The organism is Arthrobacter sp., from assembly GCF_031988865.1.
In the GTDB taxonomy this organism is placed as follows: domain Bacteria; phylum Actinomycetota; class Actinomycetes; order Actinomycetales; family Micrococcaceae; genus Arthrobacter_B.
Genome location: NZ_DALZXY010000053.1, coordinates 1 through 22,890 on the forward strand (window position 1 = coordinate 1; position 22,890 = coordinate 22,890).

Here is a 22,890-nt window from a genome sequence, read left to right on the forward strand (position 1 = left end):
CGGGTGGGACCTCACCAGTCCCAGGGGTCAAGAAGGGTGGGAAACTGCGCAGGCTGTGGCCATTCCGCGAGGCCGGCCGCGACACGGGTTCCCACTGTTTGTTGCCTTCTGGGGCAGGTGGGGCCTCACCTGTCACGGGAGTGATCATAGGGTGGGAACGCGTGTCGCCTTACGGCTCCGCTGCGACGCAGTTTCCCACTGAATGTTGAGGGTGTGGCGGGTGGGGCCTCACCAGTCACAGGGGTCACGAAGGGTGGGAAACTGCGCAGGCTGTGCCTCTCCGCCAGTCAGCATGCCAGCGCCAGCGCCAGCGCCAGCGCCACCGCCGCAGCCCGCGAGCCGCCAAACCCGGCAACCCCTCCAACCCCTCCGCACAGCGCCGCCGCAGCCCGCCAGCCAGAAACCTACTGCACCCCGGCGCCGTCCGCCGCCAGTCCCGCAGCCATCTGCGTCCAGCGGTGCAGGAACGCTTCGCCGGCATCCTCGTGGATGCGGTCCGGAACGGTGAGCACCGGGTACGGCTTGGCCGGAACGCCGTCGGCAGGCCGGACGTCCACGTGCGCGACGTCGAAGCCCAGTGCATGCAGCTCGTCGGCCATGGCATAGTCCGTCCGTGAGTCTCCAACCGTCCGCCAAATCCGGGGAACTTGTGTTCCGGCGGCCTCCAGCAGGGCCAGGGCACGCCTCGCACCAAGGTCCTTGCCGACGCCGAGCGCCTCAATGTCCGTGGAAATGATCGTCGGGTCGATCCGGTAGTCAACGGAATCATCGGAGTTGGGTGCATGGTGGTCCAGCCGGCACACCCCCATGTCGAAGCGGGACATCAGGGCCAGGGCATCGGCGTCGAACGCTTCCTGCTCCGCGAGGTAGTCCGCGTTGGCGACGTCGAGGTGCTGCTCCACGGAGACCATGGCCAGCTTGGTTTCGTCGAAGAACATGTGCCCGGCGTATTTCCCGGTCACGAGCTCACGCACCTTGTCCGCATAGGAACGCGGCAGCGCCAGCGTCTCATCAACTTCCACCGCCAGCGGACCGGAGCCGTCAAAGGAAAACCAGACCGCTCCCTTCTCGCAGACCGCATGCACCAGTACGTCATCGGGAAGCCCTGCAGCGAGCATCGGTTCCATCACCTGCGTGCGGATAAAGGCGTCGGAGCGCCCGGTGTTGAACACAACCGGCCAGCCCGCGGCTGCCAGGGCGACCAGGTGCCCGATAAGGGCTGGCGGGACAGTGCGGGTGACCGGCGAGGCGATCGGACCATCGACGTCGAGCAGGAGGCCAAAACGAGGAGCAGAGGAGTTCACCCCTCCAGTATTCCCGTTCCGAACCCGCCGACAGGTATCCAGCAGCCCACAACCGCGTATTGCTGGGTCCGCCGCCGGGGAGTCCTGTTTCCTTGGGTCCTTAACTTCTCTAGTCTGGGGTAGTGATCTTCAAAGCAGTTGGCGATGTGCGCCCTTACCCTGACCACGGATACGTAACTCCCAAGGACTGGGCATCGGTACCTCCCCGGCAGGTCCGTCTGGACGAGCTGGTGACCACAAAAGCCACCCTGGATCTCGGTGCCCTGCTGGCCGAGGATTCCACCTTCTTTGGAGACCTTTTCCCGCACGTCGTGCAATGGAGGGGCACTATGTACCTGGAAGACGGACTGCACCGGGCAGTAAGGACTGCGCTGCACCAGCGCACTATCCTGCACGCCCGCGTGCTCGTGATCGATGACTAACCAGCCCCCTGACGGGGAGCATGAGGGCGCTCAAGAAACGGGCGACACAGATGACTGGCGCGGTCACCGGATCGTCACCGAGCAGGATCTTGGGGCCGTGTTCAAGGACGGCGACGACGGCGCGGGCCGGGGCAAGGGGCGGCGGGCGTTTCACGGCGTTGTCCTGGGGATGCTTCTTGCCGTCCTGATTGCCGCGGCCATTGTGGTGCAGGGGATTGCCGCAGGCTGGATTGACCTGCCCCGTCCGGCCTTGCGGCCACCGCCGCAGGCCGATTGCCCCGCCGGGCCGTACCTCTATCAGTCACCGGACACGGTGACGGTGAACGTCTATAACTCGACGCCGACTCCCGGACTGGCCACCGAAGTGGCCGAAGCCCTGCAGTCCCGCGGCTTCAAGGTGGGCCAAACCGGGAACAGCACCGTGAACCGGGACGGGATGACAGCCATCATCCTTTCCGGCCCCAGCGGGGAAGCCCAGGCCTTCACGGTCCAGCAGCAGATCCCGTCAACGCACTACATCCAAGACGACCGGAAGGACGCTTCCGTGGATGTGGTCCTGGGGTCCACTTATGAAGACCTCGTGCCGGTGGAGAAGGCACAGGCCGCCATTCCCGGGCCAATCAGCTGCCCCTGGACCTCTGCCTCCCCGTCAGCGGACGCCGGCTAAACCCGCCGGCTAAACCCGCCGGCTAAAACCGCCGGCTGGCCCGCCGGCTAAACCCGCCGGCTAAAACCGCCGGCGAGCCCGGGTTAGTCGCAGCCCTCGGCCGAGCACGCGGCTCCGTCCGCGGAGGCCGCTGCCGGCTGCAGCGGCTGGTGTCCTGCCTCCCAGGCCTGGGCCAACGCCTGCTCAAACACCTCTGCCGGCTGAGCACCGGAAATAGCGTACCGGCGGTCGAGCACAAAGAACGGCACCCCGCTGACGCCCAGGGCCCGGGCCTCGGCAACGTCCTGCTCGACGGCGTCGGCGTAGTCAGTACCCGCGAGAGCGGAGCGCACGATTGCCGGATCGAGCCCTGCCTGGGAGCCGATTTCCGTCAGGACATCGGTGCTGCCAATGTCCAGGCCCTTTTCGAAATGTGCCGAGAGCAGAGCTTCCTTGACGGCTCCGGCGGCTTCCTCGCCGCCGGAATCCCGGGCCAGGTGGATGAGCCGGTGCGCGGTGAAGGTGTTCGCCACAACCAGGTCAGCGAATCGATAGTTCAAGCCTTCGCCCGCGGCCTGGGACGTTACATGCTCCAGCATGCCGGCCAGCTGCGCCGGGTCCATGCCCTTGACCTTGCTGAGGTACTCAATTTCCGTGCCCTCGAAATGCTCGGGGAGGGTCGGATCAAGCTGGTAGCTGCGCCAGCGGACCTGCACCTCCGAAGCATGCTCGAAGCGGGATAGGGCGGCTTCAAAACGCCGCTTGCCAATGAAACACCAGGGACATCCGATATCGGACCAGATTTCTACCAACACAATTGCCACCAACCCCGGACCGCTCCCGGTTATTCCCCCGGCATTCGTGCTGACCGCCGCTGGGCCGGAGGATTCCCGGATCCACTTTTAGCCGGTAGGGTGCAGCGGAATGAACACCCGGACCGGTACGGAGGCAAGGACAGCGTCGGTTCTCCTGTCGCTGGCAGTCCGCCGGCTGGGGGAACCGGACCCGGACGAAGCGCCGCTGACCCCGGCCGAACTCCGCCGCGCCAGCACCTTTGCCGACCCCGCGGTGCGGCGCCGTTACGTCGCGTCCCGGCAGGCTGCGCGGCAGTTTGTGGCGGCGCTGGCCGGCGTTGAACCGTCAGCGGTTGCGGCCGACTACCGATGTCCAGAGTGCGGTCCGGACGCTGTGCACAGCCATGGTGTTCCGCAGTACCGGGCTGGGGGAGGCATCCTTCCGTTCCTGGTCAGTTTCAGCCGCAGCGGGGACTGGCTGCTCGCCGGTGCCACCGCCACCGCGGCGCTGGGTCTTGACCTGGCCCACCTGGCCGGATTCGGAGACCCCGGCCTGGACGCGGTGATCAGTACGGACAGTGAACACACACAGTTCGACGCCGATGCTCCAGGCAGCCGGGCACTGCGGCAGGCGCGGCAGTGGACCCGGAAGGAAGCCGTCCTCAAGGCCACCGGTGCCGGACTGCGCATCGCCCCGCACCTGGTTGAGGTCAGCGCAGGCCGCACGGCTACGGTTCTGACAACGGGGCAGCGGCTGCAGGTTCTCGATCTGGACGCCGGGATGCTCGGCCTCCCTGACGGACTGCTGGCGGCAGCAGCGGTATCTGGGCCCGGAGCGGTCCGGGTCGATCGGATCAGCTGGGATTAGGGCCATTTTCGGTGGTGGGCACGGTCTCGGCGCGTGCCAGCACCCGTCGCCGGGCTGCTCCGGTGGCCTTCCCAACCAGTTCCTCCAGCGGCCCCTGGCGGCGGAAAGTACGCCAGATCAGCGCGAAGGCGAAGGCCGCCGCCACCTGCAGGATGAAGGAGAGCTCCGGCTGGTCCTCGTAGAAGCCCGTGCCCAGGACCAGGAGATGGGCGCAGTAGAGAGTCAGGGTCATACTGCCCACCGCGGCCAGCGGAAGCAGATAGCGTCCGGCGGCGTGGCCGATCAGCAGCATTGCGCCGAGCACAGCCGCGGAGATTCCGATCGTGTAGGTGAGGTCAAGCGGGGTGGTGGAGTGCGGCGCCAGAATGGCGAACCACCAGTAGGTGGTGGTGGGAAGGTAGTCCTGGGTTCCCCAGATGAGCGCATCCCCGATCGCCTGGGAACCCATCCCCGGGGTGGCAGCCTCAATCCGGTCCAGGCCGCCGAACGGTCCCAGCAACAGAGCTGAGGTCAACCAGGCGGCGAGGGCGGTACCCGCCCCCGCAGTCAAAACCGCCACCTGCGTTTTCCACTCGCCCAGCCGCAGCCGTCCAATCGCGAGTCCTGCGCAGATGTATGCCATCCAGGGGATCGCCGGATAGGTCCCGGTTAGCAGGAGCTGGGACAGAATCTTCCCGGGATCGGCGAAGAGATCCGCAAAGGTTGGATCGTATCCGGGCTCGGGAAGATGGTCCCGCAGCAGCTCCATCAGGACCGGGCCCAGGACGGCGAAGGCTGCCGCCGCAGCAAACAGGGCACGTGCAGACAGGCCCAGCAGCGGAACCGCCAGCAGGAACATCACACCGTAGTAGGCCAGGATGATGAAAGCCGGCATATCTACGTAGGCGATGGCCAGGCCGAGGGAGCCGACCAGCAGCGCCCGGACGACGGTGCTCCAGCGGACTGCCGTCAGTTGGATGCCCCGCTTCGGCCGAACCCCGCCCGAGGAGAGCCCCAGGGCGACTCCGGCCAGGAGCGCGAACAGTGCGGCAGCTTTTCCGGCAAACAGGTTCCAGGACCACGAGGGGCCGAAGTCGTCGGTGGTGGCCGGAAGAAGATGGATCGCCATCATGCCGATCAGCGCAATTCCGCGGGCCGCGTCGATTCCCGTGTACCTGGTTTTTGGCGTCACACCGGGAGTGCTCATGGATCCCCTTCAACTTCAACGTGCTGCTGCCGGGGCGGTCTTGCCCGTCCCGGCCTTGCGGATGGCTGGTCCGAGGCAACCAAAGCGGACTGTGTCACGACTATGCGGTTGCTGGGAACTTCCTGTGAGCAAGGAATATCACGAGGTCAACCGGGGATGAACGAGTAGCGCGCCAGTAAGTACCTCACGGCGGCTCGCGTACCCGGCAGTAGGCGGCCCGCCACTGTACTCATGTGCAGGTACCAAACCCGTCCCTAGGCTGCCTAAGGCCGCTTGTTGGAGAGTCCTGCTGGGAATCAGCACGACGGCGGCAGAACACCATGCCATCCCGTGCCATACCGTGCCACCAGGAAGAATGCCCCGATGACTTTGTCCGAAGACCGGTCCGAACCATTGAGCGCAACGAAAGGAAGCCGCCAGACCGCCTGCACAGGCAACACCTCCCCGCACACAGCCGTCCCTGCCCGGGGAGAGACCGGTGAGCAGATGCGGGCGTTTAGCCGCACCACCCTCGAACCCGACCGGGCTGTCTACTACGGCGGCCCTGCTCCGGAGCAGCGGGCCCTGGTCGACATCTTCAAGGAGACGACGGCTGCCTACCCCTCAGCCCCGGCGCTGGACGACGGGTCGGAACCACTGACCTATGAAGAGCTCTCCAACCGGGTACATGCCCTGGCCCGGAAACTCTGGTCAGCCAGCATCGGCGCCGGCGACCGGGTCGGGATCTTCGTTCCGTCCGGATCCTCCGACCTGTACATCGCCATTCTCGGAGTCCTCTTCTCCGGTGCGGCCTACGTACCGGTTGATGCGGATGAGCCCGCCGGCCGCGCGGACGTCGTCTGGGCAGAAGGCGGGGTCTGCGCCGTGATTGGCGAGGGACTGCAGCTGACCATCCGGCAGGGTGTGCCCATCCACGGCAACGGCCCGGAACCGCATCCCGAAGACGACGCCTGGATCATTTTCACTTCCGGTTCGACCGGAAAACCCAAGGGCGTTGCCGTGACGCATCGTTCCGCTGCTGCCCTGGTCGACTCCGAAACACGGCTCTACTGCGTTGGCCAGTCGCTCAGCCCGGGCGACCGGGTCCTGGCCGGCCTCTCCGTGACGTTCGATGCCTCCTGCGAAGAAATGTGGCTGGCATGGGCGCACGGCGCCTGCCTGGTCCCGGCGCCCCGCTCGGTGGTCCGCTCGATCATCGACCTGGGACCGTGGCTGGAAGAACGCAAGATCACCGCTGTCTCCACCGTGCCGACCCTGGCCTCGGTCTGGCCGGCGGAAACCGTCAGCCGGATCCGGCTGCTGATCTTCGGCGGCGAGGCCTGCCCGGCTGAACTCGGGGCCCGGCTCTCCGGCCCCGGACGGGAAGTCTGGAACACCTACGGTCCCACCGAAACAACCGTCATCGCCTGCGCCGCCCTGCTGGACGGCACGGACCCCGTCCGCATCGGACTCCCGCTGGAAGGCTGGAACCTCGCCGTCGTGGACACGGACGGCAACCCGGTCTGCTGGGGTGAGGAGGGCGAGCTGGTGATTGGCGGCGTCGGGCTGGCCCGTTACCTGGATCCGGTCATCAGCGCCGAGAAATATGCGCCGCTGCCCTCCCTGGGCTGGGACCGCGCGTACCGCAGCGGGGACAAGGTGCGGGCGGAGCGCGAAGGACTCATCTTCGCCGGGCGCCTGGATGAACAGGTCAAACTCGCCGGACGGCGCGTGGAACTGGGGGAGATCGACCATGCCCTGGCCGGGCTCCCCGGGGTCACCAGCGCTGCGGCCGCAGTCCAGGTCACTTCCAGCGGCAACGAGCTCCTGGTGGGTTACGTAGTCGAGTCGGCTCCCGGGAGCGTGGACATCGCAGCTGCCCGGGCCGAGCTCGTGACCCAGCTTCCGGCGACGCTGGTCCCTACACTGCGGATCATCGCTGAGCTTCCCATGAAGTCGTCCGGCAAGGTGGACCGCAAAGCACTCAGCGTCCCCGAAAAAGCCGTGGAGCAGCAGCTCGACGTCGAGGTGGAGCTCAACGCAGACCTGCGCTGGCTCGCCAAGCGGTGGACAGACCTCCTCGGGCCGCAGGCGCTGACCAAGGACAGCGACTTCTTTGCCCTCGGCGGTGCCAGCCTGGCTGCAGCGCAGCTGGTCTCGGCGCTGCGCGAACGCTACCCGAAGGTCTCGATCGCGGACATCTACGCCCACCCCACGCTGCTGGCGATGACGGGGCGCCTCAGGGAAACCACGGACGACGGCGCCGCCGAGCGTGAGGTACCCAACACGCCCTGGTGGACCGGGCTGGTCCAGGCCCCGCTGATTGCCGGTCTCTACGGGATCACCGGGCTGCGGTACGTCACTGGTATTGCCATCGTCTGCTGGGTAATGAGTAATGTGCTGGCCACACCCTGGACGCCGGATCCGCCGCTGGTGCCGCTGCTGGCCGCCTGGTTTGTCCTGTACAGCCTGCCGGCACGCGTTTTCGGAGCGGTCCTTGCCTGCCGGGTGCTGCTGTTCCGCATCAGTCCAGGTGTCTACGCGCGCGGCGGAGGAACCCATTTACGGCTGTGGGCGGCCGAGCGGATTGTCACGTACGGAAAACTGGAGCCCATCATGGGAACCCCGCTGGGGATCTGGTATGCGCGGGCGCTGGGCTGCGGTATCGGGCCCAACGTCCATCTTGAGGCGATGCCGCCGGTAACCGGGCTGGCCGACATCGAGAGCGGCGCCGCCGTCGAATACGAAGTTGACCTGGCCGGGCACTGGCTCGACGGGCACCTCCTGCATATCGGGCACGTCCGGATCGGCGAACACAGCCGGGTGGGCGCACGTTCCACTGTGACCGGGGATGGCCAAATCGGCGCGGGAAGCGAGATTGAGCCGGGGACGTTCGTCTCGGGGCAGGTCCCTCCGGGGGAGAAATGGTCCGGAGCACCGATGGAATACATCGGATCGGCCGGCGAGGGCTGGCCGGAGAAACCCTCAATCGCCAAGGGCCGGGCGGGCACGAACCTGCTGTATGCCGCTGGCCTGTCCTGGCTGACCTTTATGACGCTGCTGGCGGTAATCCCGGGATCGATGCTGGTGCTGCTGCTGCTTCAGGACGCCTCCGAATTGGGCCCGGCATTGTGGGAACTGGCGCTGTGGGCCCCGGTCTTTGTGGTGCTGACCATGGGCTCGTACCTGGCCCTGACCATTTTATCGGTCCGTATGCTGCAGCCGCGGCTGCCGGCAGGGGTCCATCCGCTGGACGGACCGACTGGCTGGGCAGCCTGGCTGACGAACCAGCTGCTGGCCAAGAACCTGATCTCCATGTATCCGCTGTATGCAGGATTGCTGACACCGGTGTGGATGGAGTGGCTCGGCGCGAAGGTGGGAAAGAACGCGGAAATCTCGACTGTGGAGACCATCCCGCACCTCACCGAAGTCGGAGACCGCGCCTTCCTGGCCGACCACTCCATGGTCTCCGTGGCCAGGGTCAGGCAGGGATGGATCCACCTCGGAACCTCAACGGTCGGCGAGAAGTCCTTCGTCGGGAACTCCGCCATCGTGGGGCCCGGCACCAGCGTTCCGGACAATTCGCTCGTCGCCGTGCTCTCCTCCGCGCCCAAGGATATGCCGGAGCACTCCTCCTGGTTTGGGCGGCCACCGGTCGAACTGCCCCGTCCGGTGGAGGAAGGTGACGCATCGCGGACCTACGACCCGCCGACCAGGCTGCGGGTGGCCCGGGCCGCGGTCGAAGCGTGCCGGATCATTCCGGCGATCATCACAGTCTGGATGGCGCTGGCCACCGTCTACGTGCTGGCGGTCATCTCGGACGAAGCCGGGCTGCTGGCCGCTGTCCTCTGGTCCGGCCCTGTGCTGCTGGCGAGCGGCATCGCGGCATGCGTCGTGGCGATCATCGCGAAGTGGGCGCTGCTGGGCCAGTTCCAGGCAGCGGAACATCCGCTGTGGAGTTCCTTCGTCTGGCGCAACGAGCTGGCGGACGTCTTCTCGGAATCACTGGCAGTACCGGGCCTCGTCCGGATGTCCCTCGGGACACCCATGCTGAATGCCTGGCTGCGGTGGATGGGCGCGGACATCGGACGCGGCGTCTGGTGCGAAACCTGGTGGCTGCCCGAATTCGACCTGATCGAGATCGGCAGGGGAGCAAGCATCAACCGGGGCACCGTGCTGCAGACGCACCTGTTCCATGAACGGATCATGCGGATGGACTACGTGTGGATCGGAGCCGGTGCAACGCTGGGCCCCAACAGCATCGTGCTCCCCGGCAGCGCGATCGAAGACGGTGCCACGGTCGGCTGCTGTTCGCTGGTCATGCGCGAGGAGAGCGTCCCGGCGCACAGCACCTGGTACGGAAATCCGCTGACCCACTGGGATGCGCTCCCGCGCACTTCCGCGTCGCCGGTGCACCGGGATGCGCTCGACCCGCACGGCGATTCTGGAACCCTGCACGGCCGCAGGCGTGCCCTAACCCAGTCACGATAGAGCAGGAGAAAACATGATCAGCGCAGCAGCTTCCCCGAAATCCTCTGTTGCCGAAGCCGCTTTCGGCCGGGTACTCACAGCAATGGTGACCCCGTTCGACGCCGCCGGCAGGCTGGACCAGCCGGGCGCAGCGGACCTGGTCCGGTGGTTGTGCCGGGACGGCTGGAACGACGGCGTTGTAGTCAACGGCACCACGGGGGAATCCTTCGCCACGTCCAACTGGGAAAAGGCATCCATGGTCCATGCGGCCTCCAAAGTGCTTCAGGGGACCGGCAAGAAAGTGATTGCCGGAGTCGGATCAGGAGACACGGCCCACAGCATTGCCCTGGCCCAGGAAGCAGCGGCCCAGTATGCCGACGGGCTGCTCATCGTGGCTCCGTATTACTCCCGTCCATCGCAGGCAGGACTGCTGCGGCATTTCCTCGCGATCGCCGACAGCACCGACCTTCCCGTGATGCTCTACGACATCCCCAAACGGACGGGGATTGCGATCAGCCCAGAAACTCTCGCTGCGGCGTCCAGGCACCCGCGGATCGTAGCGGTGAAGGATGCGAAAGGGGACCTGGAATCCACGTCCAAGGTGCTCGCCGAGACCGGGCTGGCCTACTACTCGGGGGACGACGCACTCAATCTGCCGCTGCTCTCCGTTGGGGCGTCAGGGTTCGTTTCCGTAGTCGGCCATCTGGCTGCCAACCGGCTGTCCGATCTGCTCGAAGCCTTCGGGCAGGGGCGGGTCAGGGACGCCATCGACATCCACCGCAGCCTTCTGCCGGTATATGGCGGTGCTTTCCGCGCCCCGGCGGCTGCCTCCATCAAGGCGCTGCTCAACCGGCTGGGCCTTCCTGCCGGCCCGGTGCGGCTGCCCCTGGTGAATCTCACTGACGAGGAAACAGATCTGTTTGCGCAGGACGCGGCGATGTCCGGGCTGTCCGATGCGCTCCTGCCGACAGGGGTCCGGTGACGGCAGAGCCGGGCCGCTCCACGCCTCGCGCAGCACACAGACACGAGCCGCCCAGTCAGCCGCCCGGCGCCCATAACGCAGGTCCCGGCAAAACCAGGCTGATCGGGGTGGACGCTGCGCGGGGGGTGGCGCTGCTGGCCATGATGGCCATACACGTTCTCCCGGCCTGGAATGGGGATTTGGAACCAACCCTTTCCTGGTCCCTCTTCGCCGGGCGCGGCGTCGCGCTCTTCGCCTTGCTGGCCGGACTTTCCCTCGCACTTTCGTCCGGAGGTCCGCGCCGGCTGGACGGTCCTGCGCTGTCCGCCGCACGTGCCGGGATCGCAGTACGCGCGGTCATAATCATGGCCATCGGACTGCTGCTGGGATACCTGGACATCGAAGCGCAGGTGATTCTTGCCTATTACGGGGTGATGTTCCTGCTGGCGCTGCCGCTGCTGCGGCTCTCTGCCCGCGCGCTGACCTGGACGGCAGGGGCGGTTGCCCTGCTGATGCCCGTTGTGATGCAGGGTGTCCGCGACTACCTGCCAGTCCCCGGGGAGCAGCCCACGTTCACAGGTCTGTTCACCCACTTTGGGGAGAGCGCCGGACAGCTGCTGTTCACCGGTGTGTACCCGGCCCTGCCCTGGATGGCGTATATCTGCGCCGGGCTGGCGATTGGACGCCTGGACCTGCGCAGCCGGCGTGTCCAAACTGGCCTGCTCGCGGCGGGTTGCGGCCTGGCCCTCCTAACCACCCTGGCGTCCGCGTTCCTCCTGGGGCCCGGTGGCGGCAGGCAGAGCCTGGCCGAGCTCAACGGCGGATCCACGGCCGGCGCTGAGGTGGTCGATGACATCCTGGTCTGGGGGCCGGATCCGGCCCTCCCCACCGATTCATGGTGGTGGCTGGCCGGGTTGGCACCGTATTCCAGCACCCCGCTGGCGATCCTGAACACGATTGGGATCTCCACTGCCGTGCTGGCGGCGCTGCTCCTGCTGGAGCGGCAGGCCCGCCTGGTCCTGGCACCGTTGGCGGCTATGGGATCGATGACGCTTACGCTCTACACCGCGCACCTGCTCCTGCTCGCCACGGGCTTGTTGAACGATGTCCCAATGATTTCACTGCTCCTGCAGATCGTGCTGGTCACCGTCTTCGCCCTTATCTGGCACCGGCTGAAGGGCCAGGGGCCGCTGGAGCGCCTGGTTTCGGGGGCAGTGAACCGCACCCGGGCGGCTGTGCTGGCCCGGCAGAGCGGCGGCGGGGGGACAACCCACCGGGGGCTGCACAGGAACCGGGCGCGGCGAAATCCGGAACACGGGCAGCACCGTGCAGGTAACCAGGACCCGGATCCACCGCGGCCGGAGCGGTGAAAGCGGAACTGCGCGGGGTTCCGCGGATCAGTGCGGCGTTGAGCGCCGCGGCGGCGCTGCTCTTGATCGGGCCAGCACCGGTCTTTGCGCTGGTCTCGGATCCGCCGGACCCTCCGGAAAGTATGCTGGCGACCCCGAAGATCCGCGGTGTTTCTTCCAATCCCTGCGAACGGCTGGCGGCAGGCGAAGTGAAATTCGACGTCGGCCAGGCGGACCGCGTTACGTTCGCCACCGCGCGTGCCTATGGTTTCACGGAGGTCCTGATCACCGGATGCGTGTCCGACGGCGATTCCGGCTATGAGCAGGAATGGCAGGTCACCGGGTTCGCCGGTCGGAATGGATTCGCGCCTGCGGGCCGGATGTGGGAGAACACCTTGCTGTCCCCCACAGGGTCTTTCACCGTCACAGAGGCGTTGGGCAAGGAAAACCCTGGGACTGCCCTGAAGTACTACCGGCTAAACGAAGCCTCACGCTGGGGAGGGGAAAGGGGACCCACTTACAACCAGTACTTTGAGGGGGAAGGCGGTTCGGCCGACGAAAACCTCTGGCGGTACATGAAGAGCGGGCTCTACGAACAGGCAGCGGTCATCAACTGGAACCGTCCGCCGGACATGGAAGTCACCCAGGGGGCCTCGTTCGCCATCTTCCTGCATGCCGGCAACGCTGAAACGTGGGGCTGTATCTCCACCGATCTGGAGACGGTAACGACGTTTCTGCGCACCGCTGTCCCCGGAGACCGGATGGTGATGGGAATCCAGCGGGACGTTTTTGTTAGCTCGACCGCCCGCTCCGACGCCGAGGCCGCAGAGCGCGAGGCGGAGGAACGTGCAGCCGAGGAGCACTCCGCAGCTTCCAAGACGGCCGCGGAGAGGGCCGGCGACGCCCCGGGGGATCCGCACTGGGAGCCCTACGCGGTGCTCGGCTTTTCCATCGCCCTTTTCGCCGCCTATGTGGGCGCCAAAATGCGCTCGGCAAGGTCGGAGCGGGACCAGAAAAGACCGAAGATTACGCAATAGCCGCCCGGGAGTGGGCTCCCGGAGCCCGCTTGCACGGCTGGACCTGCGGCACGGATAGACTTCTACATCATGGGAAACAGCTTCGGAGACCGGCCAGGAACGGGTCAGGATGAGCCCGAAGCGAGCCACCAGGCGGGTAAGGCGCTGTACGAGGAACGGATGAAACTGCTCCCCGGGTTGTGGATGCCGCCGGCTCCGCCGTGGGAGGAACTCCCTGAGTCCACCCGCGCCCGCTGGCAGCGCACGGCTGAACAGGCGCAGGGCGAGGCCTGAGGAAACCCGGACGCCTGAAGACGCCCGGACGCCTGAAGACGCCCTTAAACCCGGATTGCCGACAAAGCACGCCCGGCAAAACACTGCTGACAAAACCCGGCTGCGGTGGCAGGATCGGGCCGCATGCATGCCATCGACCCGCCATTTCTGAACTTTCTGCAGGCACAGTCCGCTTCCCGCGACTATGCGCCAGGCCACGGTCATCCGGAGTACGCGGTCTCCCGGTACACCCTGGCCCTGGACTACTCCGTGACCACCAACCTCCTGGACGGAACAGCCGAGCTCGAGCTCACGGCGCGGGAGCCGCTCACCGGCGTCGTCCTTGACCTCCAACAGAACCTAACCGTTAGCCGCGTCGAGGGCGCGGGAGCCCCGCTTGCCTTTACCCAGGGCAGGCAACATCTGGAAATCACGCTGCCGTTCCGGCTGCCCGCCGGCGCTGGGATGTCCCTGCGAATCCGATACTCCGGTTTTCCTGAGCCCGTGGACGGTCTGTGGGGAAGCATCGGGTGGGAGGAACTAACGGACGGGGCGCTGGCCGCCGGACAGCCGGCGGGAGCACCCACCTGGTTTCCCTGCAATGACCATCCGGCAGACAAAGCGTCCTACCGGTTCGCGGTCACGGTGGAGGCCGAATACCGGGTGATCGCCAACGGCGCCTGTACCGGGCAGGCGGCCGCGGACGGCCGCCGAACCTGGACCTTCGAGCAGCCAGAGCCGATGGCGGCCTACCTCGCCACCGTGCAGATCGGACGGTACGACCAGGTACAGCTCAGCACTGACAGCACTGACAGCACTGAGGGTGCTGGGGGTGCTGGGGGCCCTGGCGGTCTGGACCTAGCTGATGGCCGGCATACCCCGAACCTCCAGCTGTCAGCCCCGGTGCAACTGCTGGCAGCCCCGGCCGGGCGGCTCGCCAAAGCCCGGGCCGCACTGGCGGAGCAGGGCCAGATGCTCGCCGCCTTCGAACACTGGTTCGGCCCCTACCCGTTCGGCAGCTACACCGTGGTGGTCACGGAGGACAAGCTTGAGATTCCTTTGGAAGCGCAGACCATCACCGTGCTGGGCCGGAACCACCTGGGCCGGAAAAACCGCCGGCTGCTTGCCCACGAACTGGCCCACCAATGGTTTGGGAACTCCGTCACGGTGGGCAGCTGGCAGGACATCTGGCTGCATGAGGGGTTCGCCACGTACGCCGAATGGCTGTGGTCGGAGGAGGCCGGACGGGGAACGGCCGATGAACTGGGCCAGGAAGCCTGGCACTGGCTCTCACGGCGGCCCGAGGACCTCTGTGTGGCGGCACCCGGTCCGGAGCACATGTTCGATGACCGTGTGTATGTCCGCGGGGCGCTTGCCCTGCATGCCCTGCGGCGTTCGGCTTCGGACCGGGTGTTCTTCGTGCTGCTGCGCACCTGGACCGAAGCCTTCCGGCACGGGACCGCCTCCACCGCCGGTTTCCTGGAACTGGCCGGCCAGGCGTATGCCGGCACCGGGGCCGATCCCGCCGCCGTGCTGGAACCCTGGCTCGCCAGGAACGTCCTGCCACCCTGTCCCTGAGTCAGTGGAAACAGCCCGCCGGCTGGGGAGGTTAGGAATGCACTCCGGCGGTCTCGCCGTCGCCCTCCTGCGTGAGCGCATCATCTGTCACAGCACCATCTGTCACAGCGTCATCCGCGCCGGTTTCATCCGCCAGCACAGCCGCTTCCCGGCCCGCACCGCGGATCCAGAGCCGGTAGGCGCCAAAGAGCAGCGCGATCCAGGCCACCCCGACTACCAGGGCGATCCGGGTATCCGGCATGATGCCGAGCAGCACCACGATAAAGACCATAAACGCCAGGGCAGCGTAGGACGCCACAGGCCAGAACGGCACCCCGAACTCCGAGGCCGGAAGGTTCCGCCGCTTGATCTCGCGCTTCATGGCGATGTGGGAGAGCAGGATCATCAGCCAGACCCACACGGTCGCGAAGGTCGCGATGGATGCGATGACCAGGAACAGTGACTCCGGCAGCACCACATTGAGCACAACACCGATGAGCAGGACGGCGGCCATCACCAAAACGGTCATCCACGGCACGCCGTGCCGGGAAATTCGGGCGAATCCCGCCGGTGCCTGGCCCTGCCTGGCCAGGGAATACATCATTCGGCCCGCACCGAAGGTGTCCGAATTGATGGCCGAGAGCGCCGCGGTGATCACCACCGCGTTGAGGATATGTGCCGCCGCCGGAATACCCAGCGAATCGAAAATCTGCACGAAGGGGCTGGTCTCCCCGTTAATGTCCTGCCACGGGAAGAGCATCATCAGGACCGACAAGGCACCTACGTAGAACAGCAGGATCCGCACCGGCACTGTGTTCACCGCGGCCGGGATGGCCTTCTTCGGATTGTCCGCCTCGCCCGCGGTGATACCGATCGTCTCGATGCCGCCAAAGGCGAACATCACGACGGAGAAGGACGCCAGCAGGCCCCAGAACCCGTTGGCGAAGAAGCCACCGGAGCCCAGCAGCGTGTCCAGTCCGGGATTCGCGCCGTCCGGCAGGCCGAAACCGAAGATGATGATGGCGGCGCCGCCGGCAATCAACGCGACGATCGCCGAGACCTTGATGATCGAGAGCCAGAACTCGGTTTCCCCGAAAACCTTGACCCGCATCAGGTTCAGGGCCGCAATTAACAGCACGACGGCGAGGATCCAGATCCAGCGCGGAACATCGGGGAACCAGAAGCCCATATAGATGCCGAAGGCCGTGACGTCGGCAATGGCGACGATCGCCATTTCGAAGGCGAACGTCCACCCGGTGATGAAGCCCGCAAACGGGCCGAGGTAGCGGTTGGCGTACTGGCTGAAGGAGCCGGAGACAGGATGGCGTACGGCCATCTCCCCGAGGGCCCGCATGACCAGGAACACGGCGGCGCCGCCGATGATATAGGCAAGAAGCACGGCGGGTCCGGCCGCCTGGATGGCCGCGGCGGACCCATAAAAGAGACCCGTGCCGATTGCCGAGCCTAGTGCCATAAAGCGGATGTGCCGGACGTTCAGCCCTCTGGCCAGGGCCTGGGCGAAGGAAGACATGCAAGAACACCTTGGAGTGGAGGAGTCGCCGCGATGGCGGCGCATCTATTCTACGCCGTGCCGCGGTTGGCCCCTGATGACGCCGGACACAGCAGCGTCCAAAACAGTTGAGGCGGGGCTGGACGCCTGCGCGTCCTGCCCCGCCTTCGCTGTTGGTGAGCTGCCTGCCTAGGCGGCCACAGCGGCTTCCCGGGTTTCATGCAGGAACCGGGCGTACGCGGGCACGGTCAGGAAGGTCGGGAAATGCTCGCCGCAGGCCACTTCCTCGAACAGCTCCAGCGCGTCGTCGAACCGGTCGCCGTCAAAGCGCTCCAGGCGGCCGAATTCTTGCTCCAGAAGTTCCTCCACCCAGGACGCGGTGACGATCTCACCCTCATCGGTGACGGCCGAGGAGTGGATCCACTGCCAGATCTGGGAGCGTGAAATCTCAGCCGTGGCGGCGTCCTCCATCAGGTTGTTGATGGCCGCCGCGCCGTTGCCGCGCAGCCAGGACTCGATGTAACGGATGCCTACCTCGATGTTGCTGCGGATGCCGGCTTCGGTGATGACGCCCGGGGTGGCTGCGATGTTCAGCAGCTCCTTGTCGTTCGGGATCACGTCCTCCCGGGTGCGCTCCAGCTGGTTCGGACGCTCGCCCAGGACGCCGTCGAACACCTCCACGGCCACCGGCACCAGGTCCGGATGCGCCACCCAGGAACCGTCGAAACCGTCGCCGGCTTCGCGGGTCTTGTCCGCGCGCACCCGCTCCATGGCGACGTCGTTCGCGGCCTTGTCCTTGCGGTTGGGAATGAAAGCGGCCATGCCGCCGATTGCGTGGGCGCCGCGGCGGTGGCAGGCCCGCACCAGCTGCTCGGTGTAGGAGCGCATGAACGGAGCCGTCATGGTCACCAGGTTGCGGTCCGGGAGGACGAACCGCGGGCCGCGGGTGCGGAAGTTCTTGATCACGGAGAAGATGTAGTCCCAGCGGCCGGCGTTCAGCCCGGCGGCGTGGTCGCGCAGCTCGTAGAGGATTTCCTCCATCTCGAAGGCGGCGGTGATGGTCTCAATCAGCACGGTGGCGCGGATCGTGCCCTGCGGGATGCCAAGCAGGTCCTGGGCCAGGATGAAGATGTCATTCCACAGCCGTGCCTCGAGGTGGTTTTCGATCTTCGGCAGGTAGAAGTACGGGCCGCGGCCCTCAGCGATCAGGCGGTGCGCGTTGTGGAAGAAGTAGAGGCCGAAGTCCACGATCCCGCCGGCGATCGGGGTGTTGTTCACCAGCATGTGCTTCTCCGGCAGGTGCCAGCCGCGGGGGCGCACCACAATGGTGGGCAGCTCGGTCAGCTGCTGGCCGCGGACCCGGTATTCCTTGCCCTCGGGGGAAGTGAAGCCGAGGCGGTTATCCAGTGCGTCGTGCAGGTTCAGCTGCCCGTTGACCACATTGGCCCAGGACGGCGTGGAGGAGTCCTCCATATCCGCGAGCCACACGCGGGCACCGGAGTTCAGTGCGTTGATGCTCATCTTGCGGTCCACGGGTCCGGTGATTTCCACGCGGCGGTCTTCCAGGCCGGGTGCGGTCGGAGCCACGCGCCAGGAGCCGTCCTCGCGGATGTGCCGGGTTTCGGGCAGGAACGCCGGATCTGCGCCGTTGGAAATCTGCTGGCGGCGGGCCTGGCGCTGCTGGAGCAATTCCTGGCGGCGGGTGTGGGTGGCCTGGTGCAGGGCCTTGACGAAGTCCAGGGCCTGCGGAGTGAGGATTTCCTCCTGGCGCCGAACCGGCGCTGCAGTGAGGGAAATACCGTTCAGGGTGATGGGGTCGTTCATGGCGGGCTCCTTGGCGTGTTTCGGGTGGTGCTGGGTCCCTTCCTCCCTCCCGGCGCGCTGGCCGGGAGGGAGGAAGGGGGTGATGTTTTTTAGTGGAACTGGGCGGTTTCGGTGGAGCCGGCCAGTGCCAGGGTGCTGCCCTCGGGATTCAGGGCGGTGGCGATCGCGTCGAAGTAGCCGGTGCCGACTTCACGCTGGTGGCGGGTGGCGGTGTAGCCGCGGTTCTCGGAGCCGAACTCCTTCTCCTGCAGTTCCACGTAGGCGCTCATGCCGTTGCGGGCGTAGCCGTGGGCGAGGTCGAACATGGAGTAGTTCAGGGCGTGGAATCCGGCCAGGGTGATGAACTGGAACTTGAAGCCCATGGCCCCGAGTTCGCGCTGGAACTTGGCGATGGTGTCATCGTCCAGGTGCTTCTTCCAGTTGAACGACGGCGAGCAGTTGTACGCGAGCATCTGGTCCGGGAATTCGGAGCGGACGGCTTCGGAGAACTTGCGGGCCAGTTCGAGGTCCGGTGTGCCGGTCTCCATCCAGATGAGGTCGGAGTACGGTGCGTAGGCCTTGGCCCGGGCGATGCAGGGCTCGATGCCGTTGCGGACCTTGTAGAAGCCTTCCGCCGTGCGCTCGCCGGTAATGAATTCCTGGTCCCGCTCATCGACGTCGGAGGTGATCAGGGTGGCGGCCTCGGCATCGGTACGGGCGATCACCACGGTGGGCGTGTCGGCGACGTCGGCTGCCAGGCGGGCGGCGTTCAGGGTGCGGATGTGCTGGCTGGTGGGGATAAGCACCTTGCCGCCGAGGTGGCCGCACTTCTTCTCCGAGGCGAGCTGGTCTTCCCAGTGCACGCCGGCGGCGCCGGCCTGGATCATGGACTTCATCAGCTCGTAGGCGTTCAGCGGGCCGCCGAAGCCGGCTTCGGCGTCGGCCACGATCGGCACCAGGTAGTCGTCGACTGACTGGATGCCTTCGGCGAACTCGATCTGGTCGGCGCGCAGCAGGGCGTTGTTGATGCGGCGGACCACGGTGGGAACCGAGTTGGCCGGGTACAGCGACTGGTCCGGGTAGGTGTGGCCGGAGTTGTTCGCATCGGCCGCCACCTGCCAGCCGGAGAGGTAGATGGCCTTCAGGCCGGCCTTGACCTGCTGCACGGCCTGGTTGCCGGTCAGGGCGCCGAGGGCGTTCGTGTAACCCTCGTCGCCGGCGTTGCGCACCTGGTCCCAGAGCTTCTCCGCGCCGCGGCGGGCCAGGGTGTGCTCCTCCTGGACACGGCCGCGGAGCTTGACGACGTCTTCGGCGGTGTAGTCCCGCTCGATGCCGTCCCAGCGTGAATCGGTGGCCCAGTCCTGGGCCAGCTGCTCAGCGGTGCGTGCTGCGTTTGCGGTGCTCTGTTCCTGCGTCATTGCCGTTGTCTCCTCGAATGCGGTGCGAGCCGGCTAAACCGGCGTTTCCTTGCTGTGGAATCAACACTCCGGCAATAACAAGTGGCTTTCTAGGGGTTATCTATGGAAAGAAACGCACTTCTTCGCATATTGTGAATTTGTGACCAGTGCAACATGGAACCGGCCCCTTCCTGCCGGCAAATCGAACGACGACGGCAGTGCCGAGGCCTCCCTCGACGTCATCAGCCTGGGCCGGCGGGTGCGGCACCTGCGCAAGGCCAAAGGCATGACGCTCGATGATCTGGGGGCCGCCGTCGGGACCGTGGCCTCCCAGCTCTCACTGATCGAAAACGGCAAGCGGGAGCCGAAGCTGGGGCTGCTGCAGTCGCTGGCGAAGGCGCTGGATGTGAGCATCGACCAGCTGCTGGGGGCTGAGCCGCCCAGCCGCCGGGCGGCCCTGGAAATCGAACTGGAACGGGCCCAGCGCGGGCCGCTGTATCAATCCCTGGGCCTGCCGAAGGTTCGCGTTTCTTCGCGGTTGCCGCTGGATGTGCTCGAATCCCTGGTGGGTCTGCAGGCCGAACTGGAGCGCCGCCTCAACGAGCAGGTGGCGACGCCCGAGGAAGCCCGCCGCGCGAACGGTGAGCTGCGCGCGATGATGCGGGAGCGGAACAACTACTTCCCGGAGTATGAGCAGGCGGCCCAGGAAGTGCTGGATTCGGTGGGTCACACCACCGGCCCGCTGTCCCAGCACGTGATCGCCGACATCGCCGCGCACCTAGGCTTCAGCCTGCACCACGTCTCGGACCTGCCGCACTCCACCCGGTCCGTGACGGACCTGAAGAACAAACGGATCTACCTCACCCAGTCACAGCGCTCCGAGCACGATCCGCGCTCGGTGCTGCTGCAGGCCCTGGGTCATTTTGTGCTGGATCACCAGACGCCGCGCAGTTACGGGGAGTTCCTGAGCCAGCGGGTGGCCACGAACTACTTTGCCGCGGCACTGCTGCTGCCGCAGAAGGCCACGGTGGAATTCCTGCAGCGGGCCAAGGCAGCCAAGGAAATCGCCGTCGAGGACATCCGCGACGCCTTCGCCGTGTCCTATGAGACCGCCGCGCACCGCTTCACCAACCTGGCCACCGAGCATCTGGGCATCCGGACACATTTCCAGAAGGTGCATGAGAGCGGCATTGTCTACAAGGCCTATGAGAACGACGGCGTAACGTTCCCTTCCGACCATACCGGGGCTATCGAGGGCCAGCCGATCTGCCGGTACTGGACCTCGCGGGAAGTGTTTTCGGTGGCGGATAAGTTCAGCGCGTACAACCAGTACACGGATACGCCTGCCGGCACGTTCTGGTGCACCGCGCGGACCGAGCGCAGTTCCGGCGGCCTGTTTTCGCTGAGCATCGGCGTGCCCTATGCCCATGTGAAGTGGTTCCGCGGCCGGGATACCACCGAGCGGTCCAAGTCCCGGTGCCCGGATCCGGACTGCTGCCGCACACCGCCGTCGGAGCTGGCGTCCGAGTGGTCGGGGATGGCCTGGCCGAGCGCCCGCGCGCACTCACACCTGCTGGCGGCCCTGCCCCCGGGCGCGTTCCCGGGCGTGGATGAGACCGAGGTGTATTCGTTCCTGCAGGCGCACGCGGGGGACTGAGCCGGTCCGGGATTTACCGGGACGGCAGGGTGAGGATTTCTGCACCGTCGTCCGTGATGGCAATGGTGTGCTCGCTGTGTGCGCTCCGGGCACCGGTGGAGCTGCGGAGCGTCCAGCCGTCCGGGTCCATGGCGAGTTTGGCGGTGTCTGCCATGACCCACGGTTCCAGGGCGAGCAGCAGCCCCGGGCGCAGCTCGTAGCCCCGGCCCGGACGTCCGGTGTTCGGTACGTGGGGGTCCTGGTGCATCGTCGAGCCGATGCCGTGGCCGCCGAACTCGGTGTTGATCGGGTAGCCGGCGTCGCTCAGGACCGTGCCGATGGCATGGGACAGATCGCCGATGCGGGCTCCGGGCTTGGCCGCGGCAATCCCTGCGGCCAGCGCACGTTCGGTGGCGTTGATCATCGCAACGCTCTCTGCCGGCTGTGAATCTCCCACGATGAAACTAATTGCCGAGTCTGCGGCCACGCCGCCTTTGAGGACTGCGAGGTCCAAGGTGAGCAGGTCGCCGTCTGCCAGTGCGTAGTCGTGCGGCAGACCGTGGAGCACGGCGTCGTTGACGGCGGTGCAGATGTAGTGGCCGAAGGGCCCGCGGCCGAAGGACGGCTCGTAGTCGACGTAGCAGGACGTGGCTCCGGCGTCGTGGATCATGGCGGCGGCCCAGCGGTCGATGTCCAGGAGATTTGTCCCGACCACAGCCCGCTGCTTCAGGGACTGCAGGATGTCAGCGACCAGGGCGCCCGTCTTGCGGGCTTTGGTAACTTCGGCGGGGTTCAGAATTTCGATCATGCGCGACCTTTCACTTTCCAATAACTATACCGGCCATATTATCCCGGTATGATGGGGGCCATGGTCAGATTGCCACTCACAGCTGAAGAGGTCGAGCGCGGGCAGCGTCTGGGGGCCCTCCTGCGCCGTACCAGGGGAGCACGCACCATCCTCGACGTCGCACTGGATGCGCGGATTTCGCCGGAAACGCTGCGGAAGATCGAATCCGGCCGCGTGGCAACGCCATCCTTCCCGTCAATCGCGGCGCTCGCCGAAGTCCTGGGACTCTCCCTCGATGCGGTGTGGGCTGAGGTGCGCCAGCCTAAAAACGGTGCCGAACCGGCAGGCTCCGGTGAGCGGGTGCGGGAGATGCTGGCTTCCTAGGGCAAGGGGCTCCCAGGACAAAGGGCCAGCTGGGCAGGTTTCCTGTTTGGATTCCCGCCGAAGCGTTTAGGGTGTAGCCATGCCTGAGATGCCCGAGGTGCAGGGACTCGCTGATTTCCTGCGGACCAAGCTGATTCCGGAGGATGCGCCGCCTGCGGTGGTGTCCGACGTCGAGGTCCTGTCCTTTGCTGTCCTGAAAACCGCCGACGTGCCGCTGGACGCTCTCAAAGCTGGACCGGTGACCGGCGTCGAGCGACGGGGAAAGTTCCTGATCATCACCGCCGGGGGAGTGCACCTGGTGATACACCTCGCCAAGGCCGGATGGCTGCGCTGGTCCGATGCGTTGAAGCCCGGGCGGCTGCGTCCGGGCAAGGGTGCGATGGCCCTGCGGGTGCGGTTCGCGCCTGATCCGGACGGAAACGAGCCTGGGTTCGATCTCACCGAGGCGGGTACTAAGAAGTCGCTGGCGGTTTACGTGGTCAAGGATCCCGGTGACGTTCCGGGAATCGCGCGGCTGGGTCCGGAAGCGTTCGACGTCGACCTGGAGA

General features: G+C 66.3%; 19 protein-coding genes. 12 read left to right on the top strand and 7 right to left on the bottom strand.

Translation table 11 applies throughout. The features are described from left to right. Positions 1–404 precede the first annotated feature (404 nt). Positions 405–1,304, bottom strand: a complete 900-nt coding sequence (locus RTN46_RS10660) for a hypothetical protein (protein ID WP_312181215.1) — start codon at positions 1,302–1,304, stop codon at positions 405–407. A gap of 122 nt (positions 1,305–1,426) precedes the next feature. On the opposite strand from RTN46_RS10660, the gene RTN46_RS10665 reads away from it, so the two are divergent. Both RTN46_RS10665 and RTN46_RS10670 read left to right on the top strand, forming a co-directional pair. Further along, positions 1,427–1,726 carry a type II toxin-antitoxin system VapB family antitoxin gene (locus RTN46_RS10665; protein WP_312181217.1) on the top strand — a complete coding sequence of 100 codons (300 nt, stop codon included), beginning with the start codon at positions 1,427–1,429 and terminating at the stop codon, positions 1,724–1,726. Further along, positions 1,719–2,393, top strand: a complete 675-nt coding sequence (locus RTN46_RS10670) for a LytR C-terminal domain-containing protein (protein WP_312181219.1) — start codon at positions 1,719–1,721, stop codon at positions 2,391–2,393. The genes RTN46_RS10665 and RTN46_RS10670 overlap by 8 nt, the downstream gene beginning before the upstream one ends. Before the next feature lie 83 nt (positions 2,394–2,476). Here RTN46_RS10670 and RTN46_RS10675 read toward each other — a convergent pair whose 3' ends face one another. Further along, entirely contained in the window at positions 2,477–3,187 is a 711-nt protein-coding gene (locus RTN46_RS10675) for a DsbA family oxidoreductase (RefSeq protein WP_312181221.1), read from the bottom strand. Positions 3,188–3,296: 109 nt separating this feature from the next. On the opposite strand from RTN46_RS10675, the gene RTN46_RS10680 reads away from it, so the two are divergent. Beyond that, complete coding sequence (locus RTN46_RS10680; protein ID WP_312181224.1) at positions 3,297–4,034, top strand: 4'-phosphopantetheinyl transferase superfamily protein; 738 nt, start codon at positions 3,297–3,299, stop codon at positions 4,032–4,034. Here RTN46_RS10680 and RTN46_RS10685 read toward each other — a convergent pair. Then, on the bottom strand, positions 4,021–5,220 hold the full coding sequence (locus RTN46_RS10685; protein WP_312181225.1) for a heparan-alpha-glucosaminide N-acetyltransferase domain-containing protein: 1,200 nt from the start codon (positions 5,218–5,220) through the stop codon (positions 4,021–4,023). The genes RTN46_RS10680 and RTN46_RS10685 overlap by 14 nt on opposite strands. A gap of 363 nt (positions 5,221–5,583) precedes the next feature. On the opposite strand from RTN46_RS10685, the gene RTN46_RS10690 reads away from it, so the two are divergent. From RTN46_RS10690 to RTN46_RS10715, 6 genes are all read left to right on the top strand, one after another. Further along, complete coding sequence (locus tag RTN46_RS10690) at positions 5,584–9,690, top strand: Pls/PosA family non-ribosomal peptide synthetase (RefSeq protein ID WP_312181227.1); 4,107 nt, start codon at positions 5,584–5,586, stop codon at positions 9,688–9,690. Positions 9,691–9,703: 13 nt separating this feature from the next. Next, positions 9,704–10,651: a 4-hydroxy-tetrahydrodipicolinate synthase gene (gene dapA, locus RTN46_RS10695; protein ID WP_312181229.1), complete on the top strand. Its 948-nt coding sequence runs from the start codon at positions 9,704–9,706 to the stop codon at positions 10,649–10,651. Between the two features lie 107 nt (positions 10,652–10,758). After that, positions 10,759–12,000 (top strand): heparan-alpha-glucosaminide N-acetyltransferase domain-containing protein, encoded by a 1,242-nt coding sequence (locus RTN46_RS10700; RefSeq protein ID WP_312181231.1) that lies wholly within the window; start codon positions 10,759–10,761, stop codon positions 11,998–12,000. Beyond that, the gene (locus RTN46_RS10705; protein ID WP_312181233.1) at positions 11,997–13,016 is read left to right on the top strand and encodes a hypothetical protein; all 1,020 of its coding nucleotides are present in this window, start codon (positions 11,997–11,999) and stop codon (positions 13,014–13,016) included. The genes RTN46_RS10700 and RTN46_RS10705 overlap by 4 nt, the downstream gene beginning before the upstream one ends. Before the next feature lie 69 nt (positions 13,017–13,085). After that, a complete protein-coding gene (locus tag RTN46_RS10710) occupies positions 13,086–13,289 on the top strand; it encodes a hypothetical protein (protein WP_312181235.1) in 204 nt (67 codons plus the stop codon). Between the two features lie 123 nt (positions 13,290–13,412). Next, positions 13,413–14,846 (top strand): M1 family metallopeptidase, encoded by a 1,434-nt coding sequence (locus tag RTN46_RS10715; RefSeq protein WP_312181237.1) that lies wholly within the window; start codon positions 13,413–13,415, stop codon positions 14,844–14,846. Between the two features lie 31 nt (positions 14,847–14,877). Here RTN46_RS10715 and RTN46_RS10720 read toward each other — a convergent pair whose 3' ends face one another. From RTN46_RS10720 to aceA, 3 genes are all read right to left on the bottom strand, one after another. Continuing rightward, complete coding sequence (locus tag RTN46_RS10720; RefSeq protein WP_312181239.1) at positions 14,878–16,356, bottom strand: amino acid permease; 1,479 nt, start codon at positions 16,354–16,356, stop codon at positions 14,878–14,880. A 168-nt stretch (positions 16,357–16,524) separates the two neighbouring features. Beyond that, a complete protein-coding gene (gene aceB, locus RTN46_RS10725) occupies positions 16,525–18,159 on the bottom strand; it encodes a malate synthase A (protein WP_312181240.1) in 1,635 nt (544 codons plus the stop codon). 89 nt (positions 18,160–18,248) lie between these two features. Further along, positions 18,249–19,556: an isocitrate lyase gene (gene aceA / locus RTN46_RS10730; protein ID WP_312181241.1), complete on the bottom strand. Its 1,308-nt coding sequence runs from the start codon at positions 19,554–19,556 to the stop codon at positions 18,249–18,251. Positions 19,557–19,695: 139 nt separating this feature from the next. Here aceA and RTN46_RS10735 point away from each other — a divergent pair, with 139 nt between their 5' ends. Beyond that, positions 19,696–21,192 carry a helix-turn-helix domain-containing protein gene (locus RTN46_RS10735; RefSeq protein WP_312181242.1) on the top strand — a complete coding sequence of 499 codons (1,497 nt, stop codon included), beginning with the start codon at positions 19,696–19,698 and terminating at the stop codon, positions 21,190–21,192. A 13-nt stretch (positions 21,193–21,205) separates the two neighbouring features. On the opposite strand, the gene map is transcribed toward RTN46_RS10735, so the two are convergent. Further along, positions 21,206–21,979, bottom strand: a complete 774-nt coding sequence (map, locus tag RTN46_RS10740; protein WP_312181244.1) for a type I methionyl aminopeptidase — start codon at positions 21,977–21,979, stop codon at positions 21,206–21,208. A 60-nt stretch (positions 21,980–22,039) separates the two neighbouring features. On the opposite strand from map, the gene RTN46_RS10745 reads away from it, so the two are divergent. Beyond that, on the top strand, positions 22,040–22,342 hold the full coding sequence (locus RTN46_RS10745) for a helix-turn-helix transcriptional regulator (protein ID WP_312181245.1): 303 nt from the start codon (positions 22,040–22,042) through the stop codon (positions 22,340–22,342). Positions 22,343–22,421: 79 nt separating this feature from the next. Then, on the top strand, positions 22,422–22,890 hold a 469-nt coding region (locus tag RTN46_RS10750; RefSeq protein ID WP_312181246.1), incomplete at its 3' end, for a DNA-formamidopyrimidine glycosylase family protein.

Excerpts from the sequence above, each read along its gene's own strand:
- RTN46_RS10670 (WP_312181219.1), top strand. The coding sequence starts at position 1,719 with ATGACTAACCAGCCCCCTGACGGGGAGCATGAGGGCGCTCAAGAAACG.
- RTN46_RS10680 (WP_312181224.1), top strand. The coding sequence starts at position 3,297 with ATGAACACCCGGACCGGTACGGAGGCAAGGACAGCGTCGGTTCTCCTG.
- RTN46_RS10685 (WP_312181225.1), bottom strand. The coding sequence starts at position 5,220 with ATGAGCACTCCCGGTGTGACGCCAAAAACCAGGTACACGGGAATCGAC.
- RTN46_RS10690 (WP_312181227.1), top strand. The coding sequence starts at position 5,584 with ATGACTTTGTCCGAAGACCGGTCCGAACCATTGAGCGCAACGAAAGGA.
- dapA (WP_312181229.1), top strand. The coding sequence starts at position 9,704 with ATGATCAGCGCAGCAGCTTCCCCGAAATCCTCTGTTGCCGAAGCCGCT.
- RTN46_RS10710 (WP_312181235.1), top strand. The coding sequence starts at position 13,086 with ATGGGAAACAGCTTCGGAGACCGGCCAGGAACGGGTCAGGATGAGCCC.
- RTN46_RS10715 (WP_312181237.1), top strand. The coding sequence starts at position 13,413 with ATGCATGCCATCGACCCGCCATTTCTGAACTTTCTGCAGGCACAGTCC.
- RTN46_RS10720 (WP_312181239.1), bottom strand. The coding sequence starts at position 16,356 with ATGTCTTCCTTCGCCCAGGCCCTGGCCAGAGGGCTGAACGTCCGGCAC.
- aceB (WP_312181240.1), bottom strand. The coding sequence starts at position 18,159 with ATGAACGACCCCATCACCCTGAACGGTATTTCCCTCACTGCAGCGCCG.
- aceA (WP_312181241.1), bottom strand. The coding sequence starts at position 19,556 with ATGACGCAGGAACAGAGCACCGCAAACGCAGCACGCACCGCTGAGCAG.
- map (WP_312181244.1), bottom strand. The coding sequence starts at position 21,979 with ATGATCGAAATTCTGAACCCCGCCGAAGTTACCAAAGCCCGCAAGACG.
- RTN46_RS10745 (WP_312181245.1), top strand. The coding sequence starts at position 22,040 with ATGGTCAGATTGCCACTCACAGCTGAAGAGGTCGAGCGCGGGCAGCGT.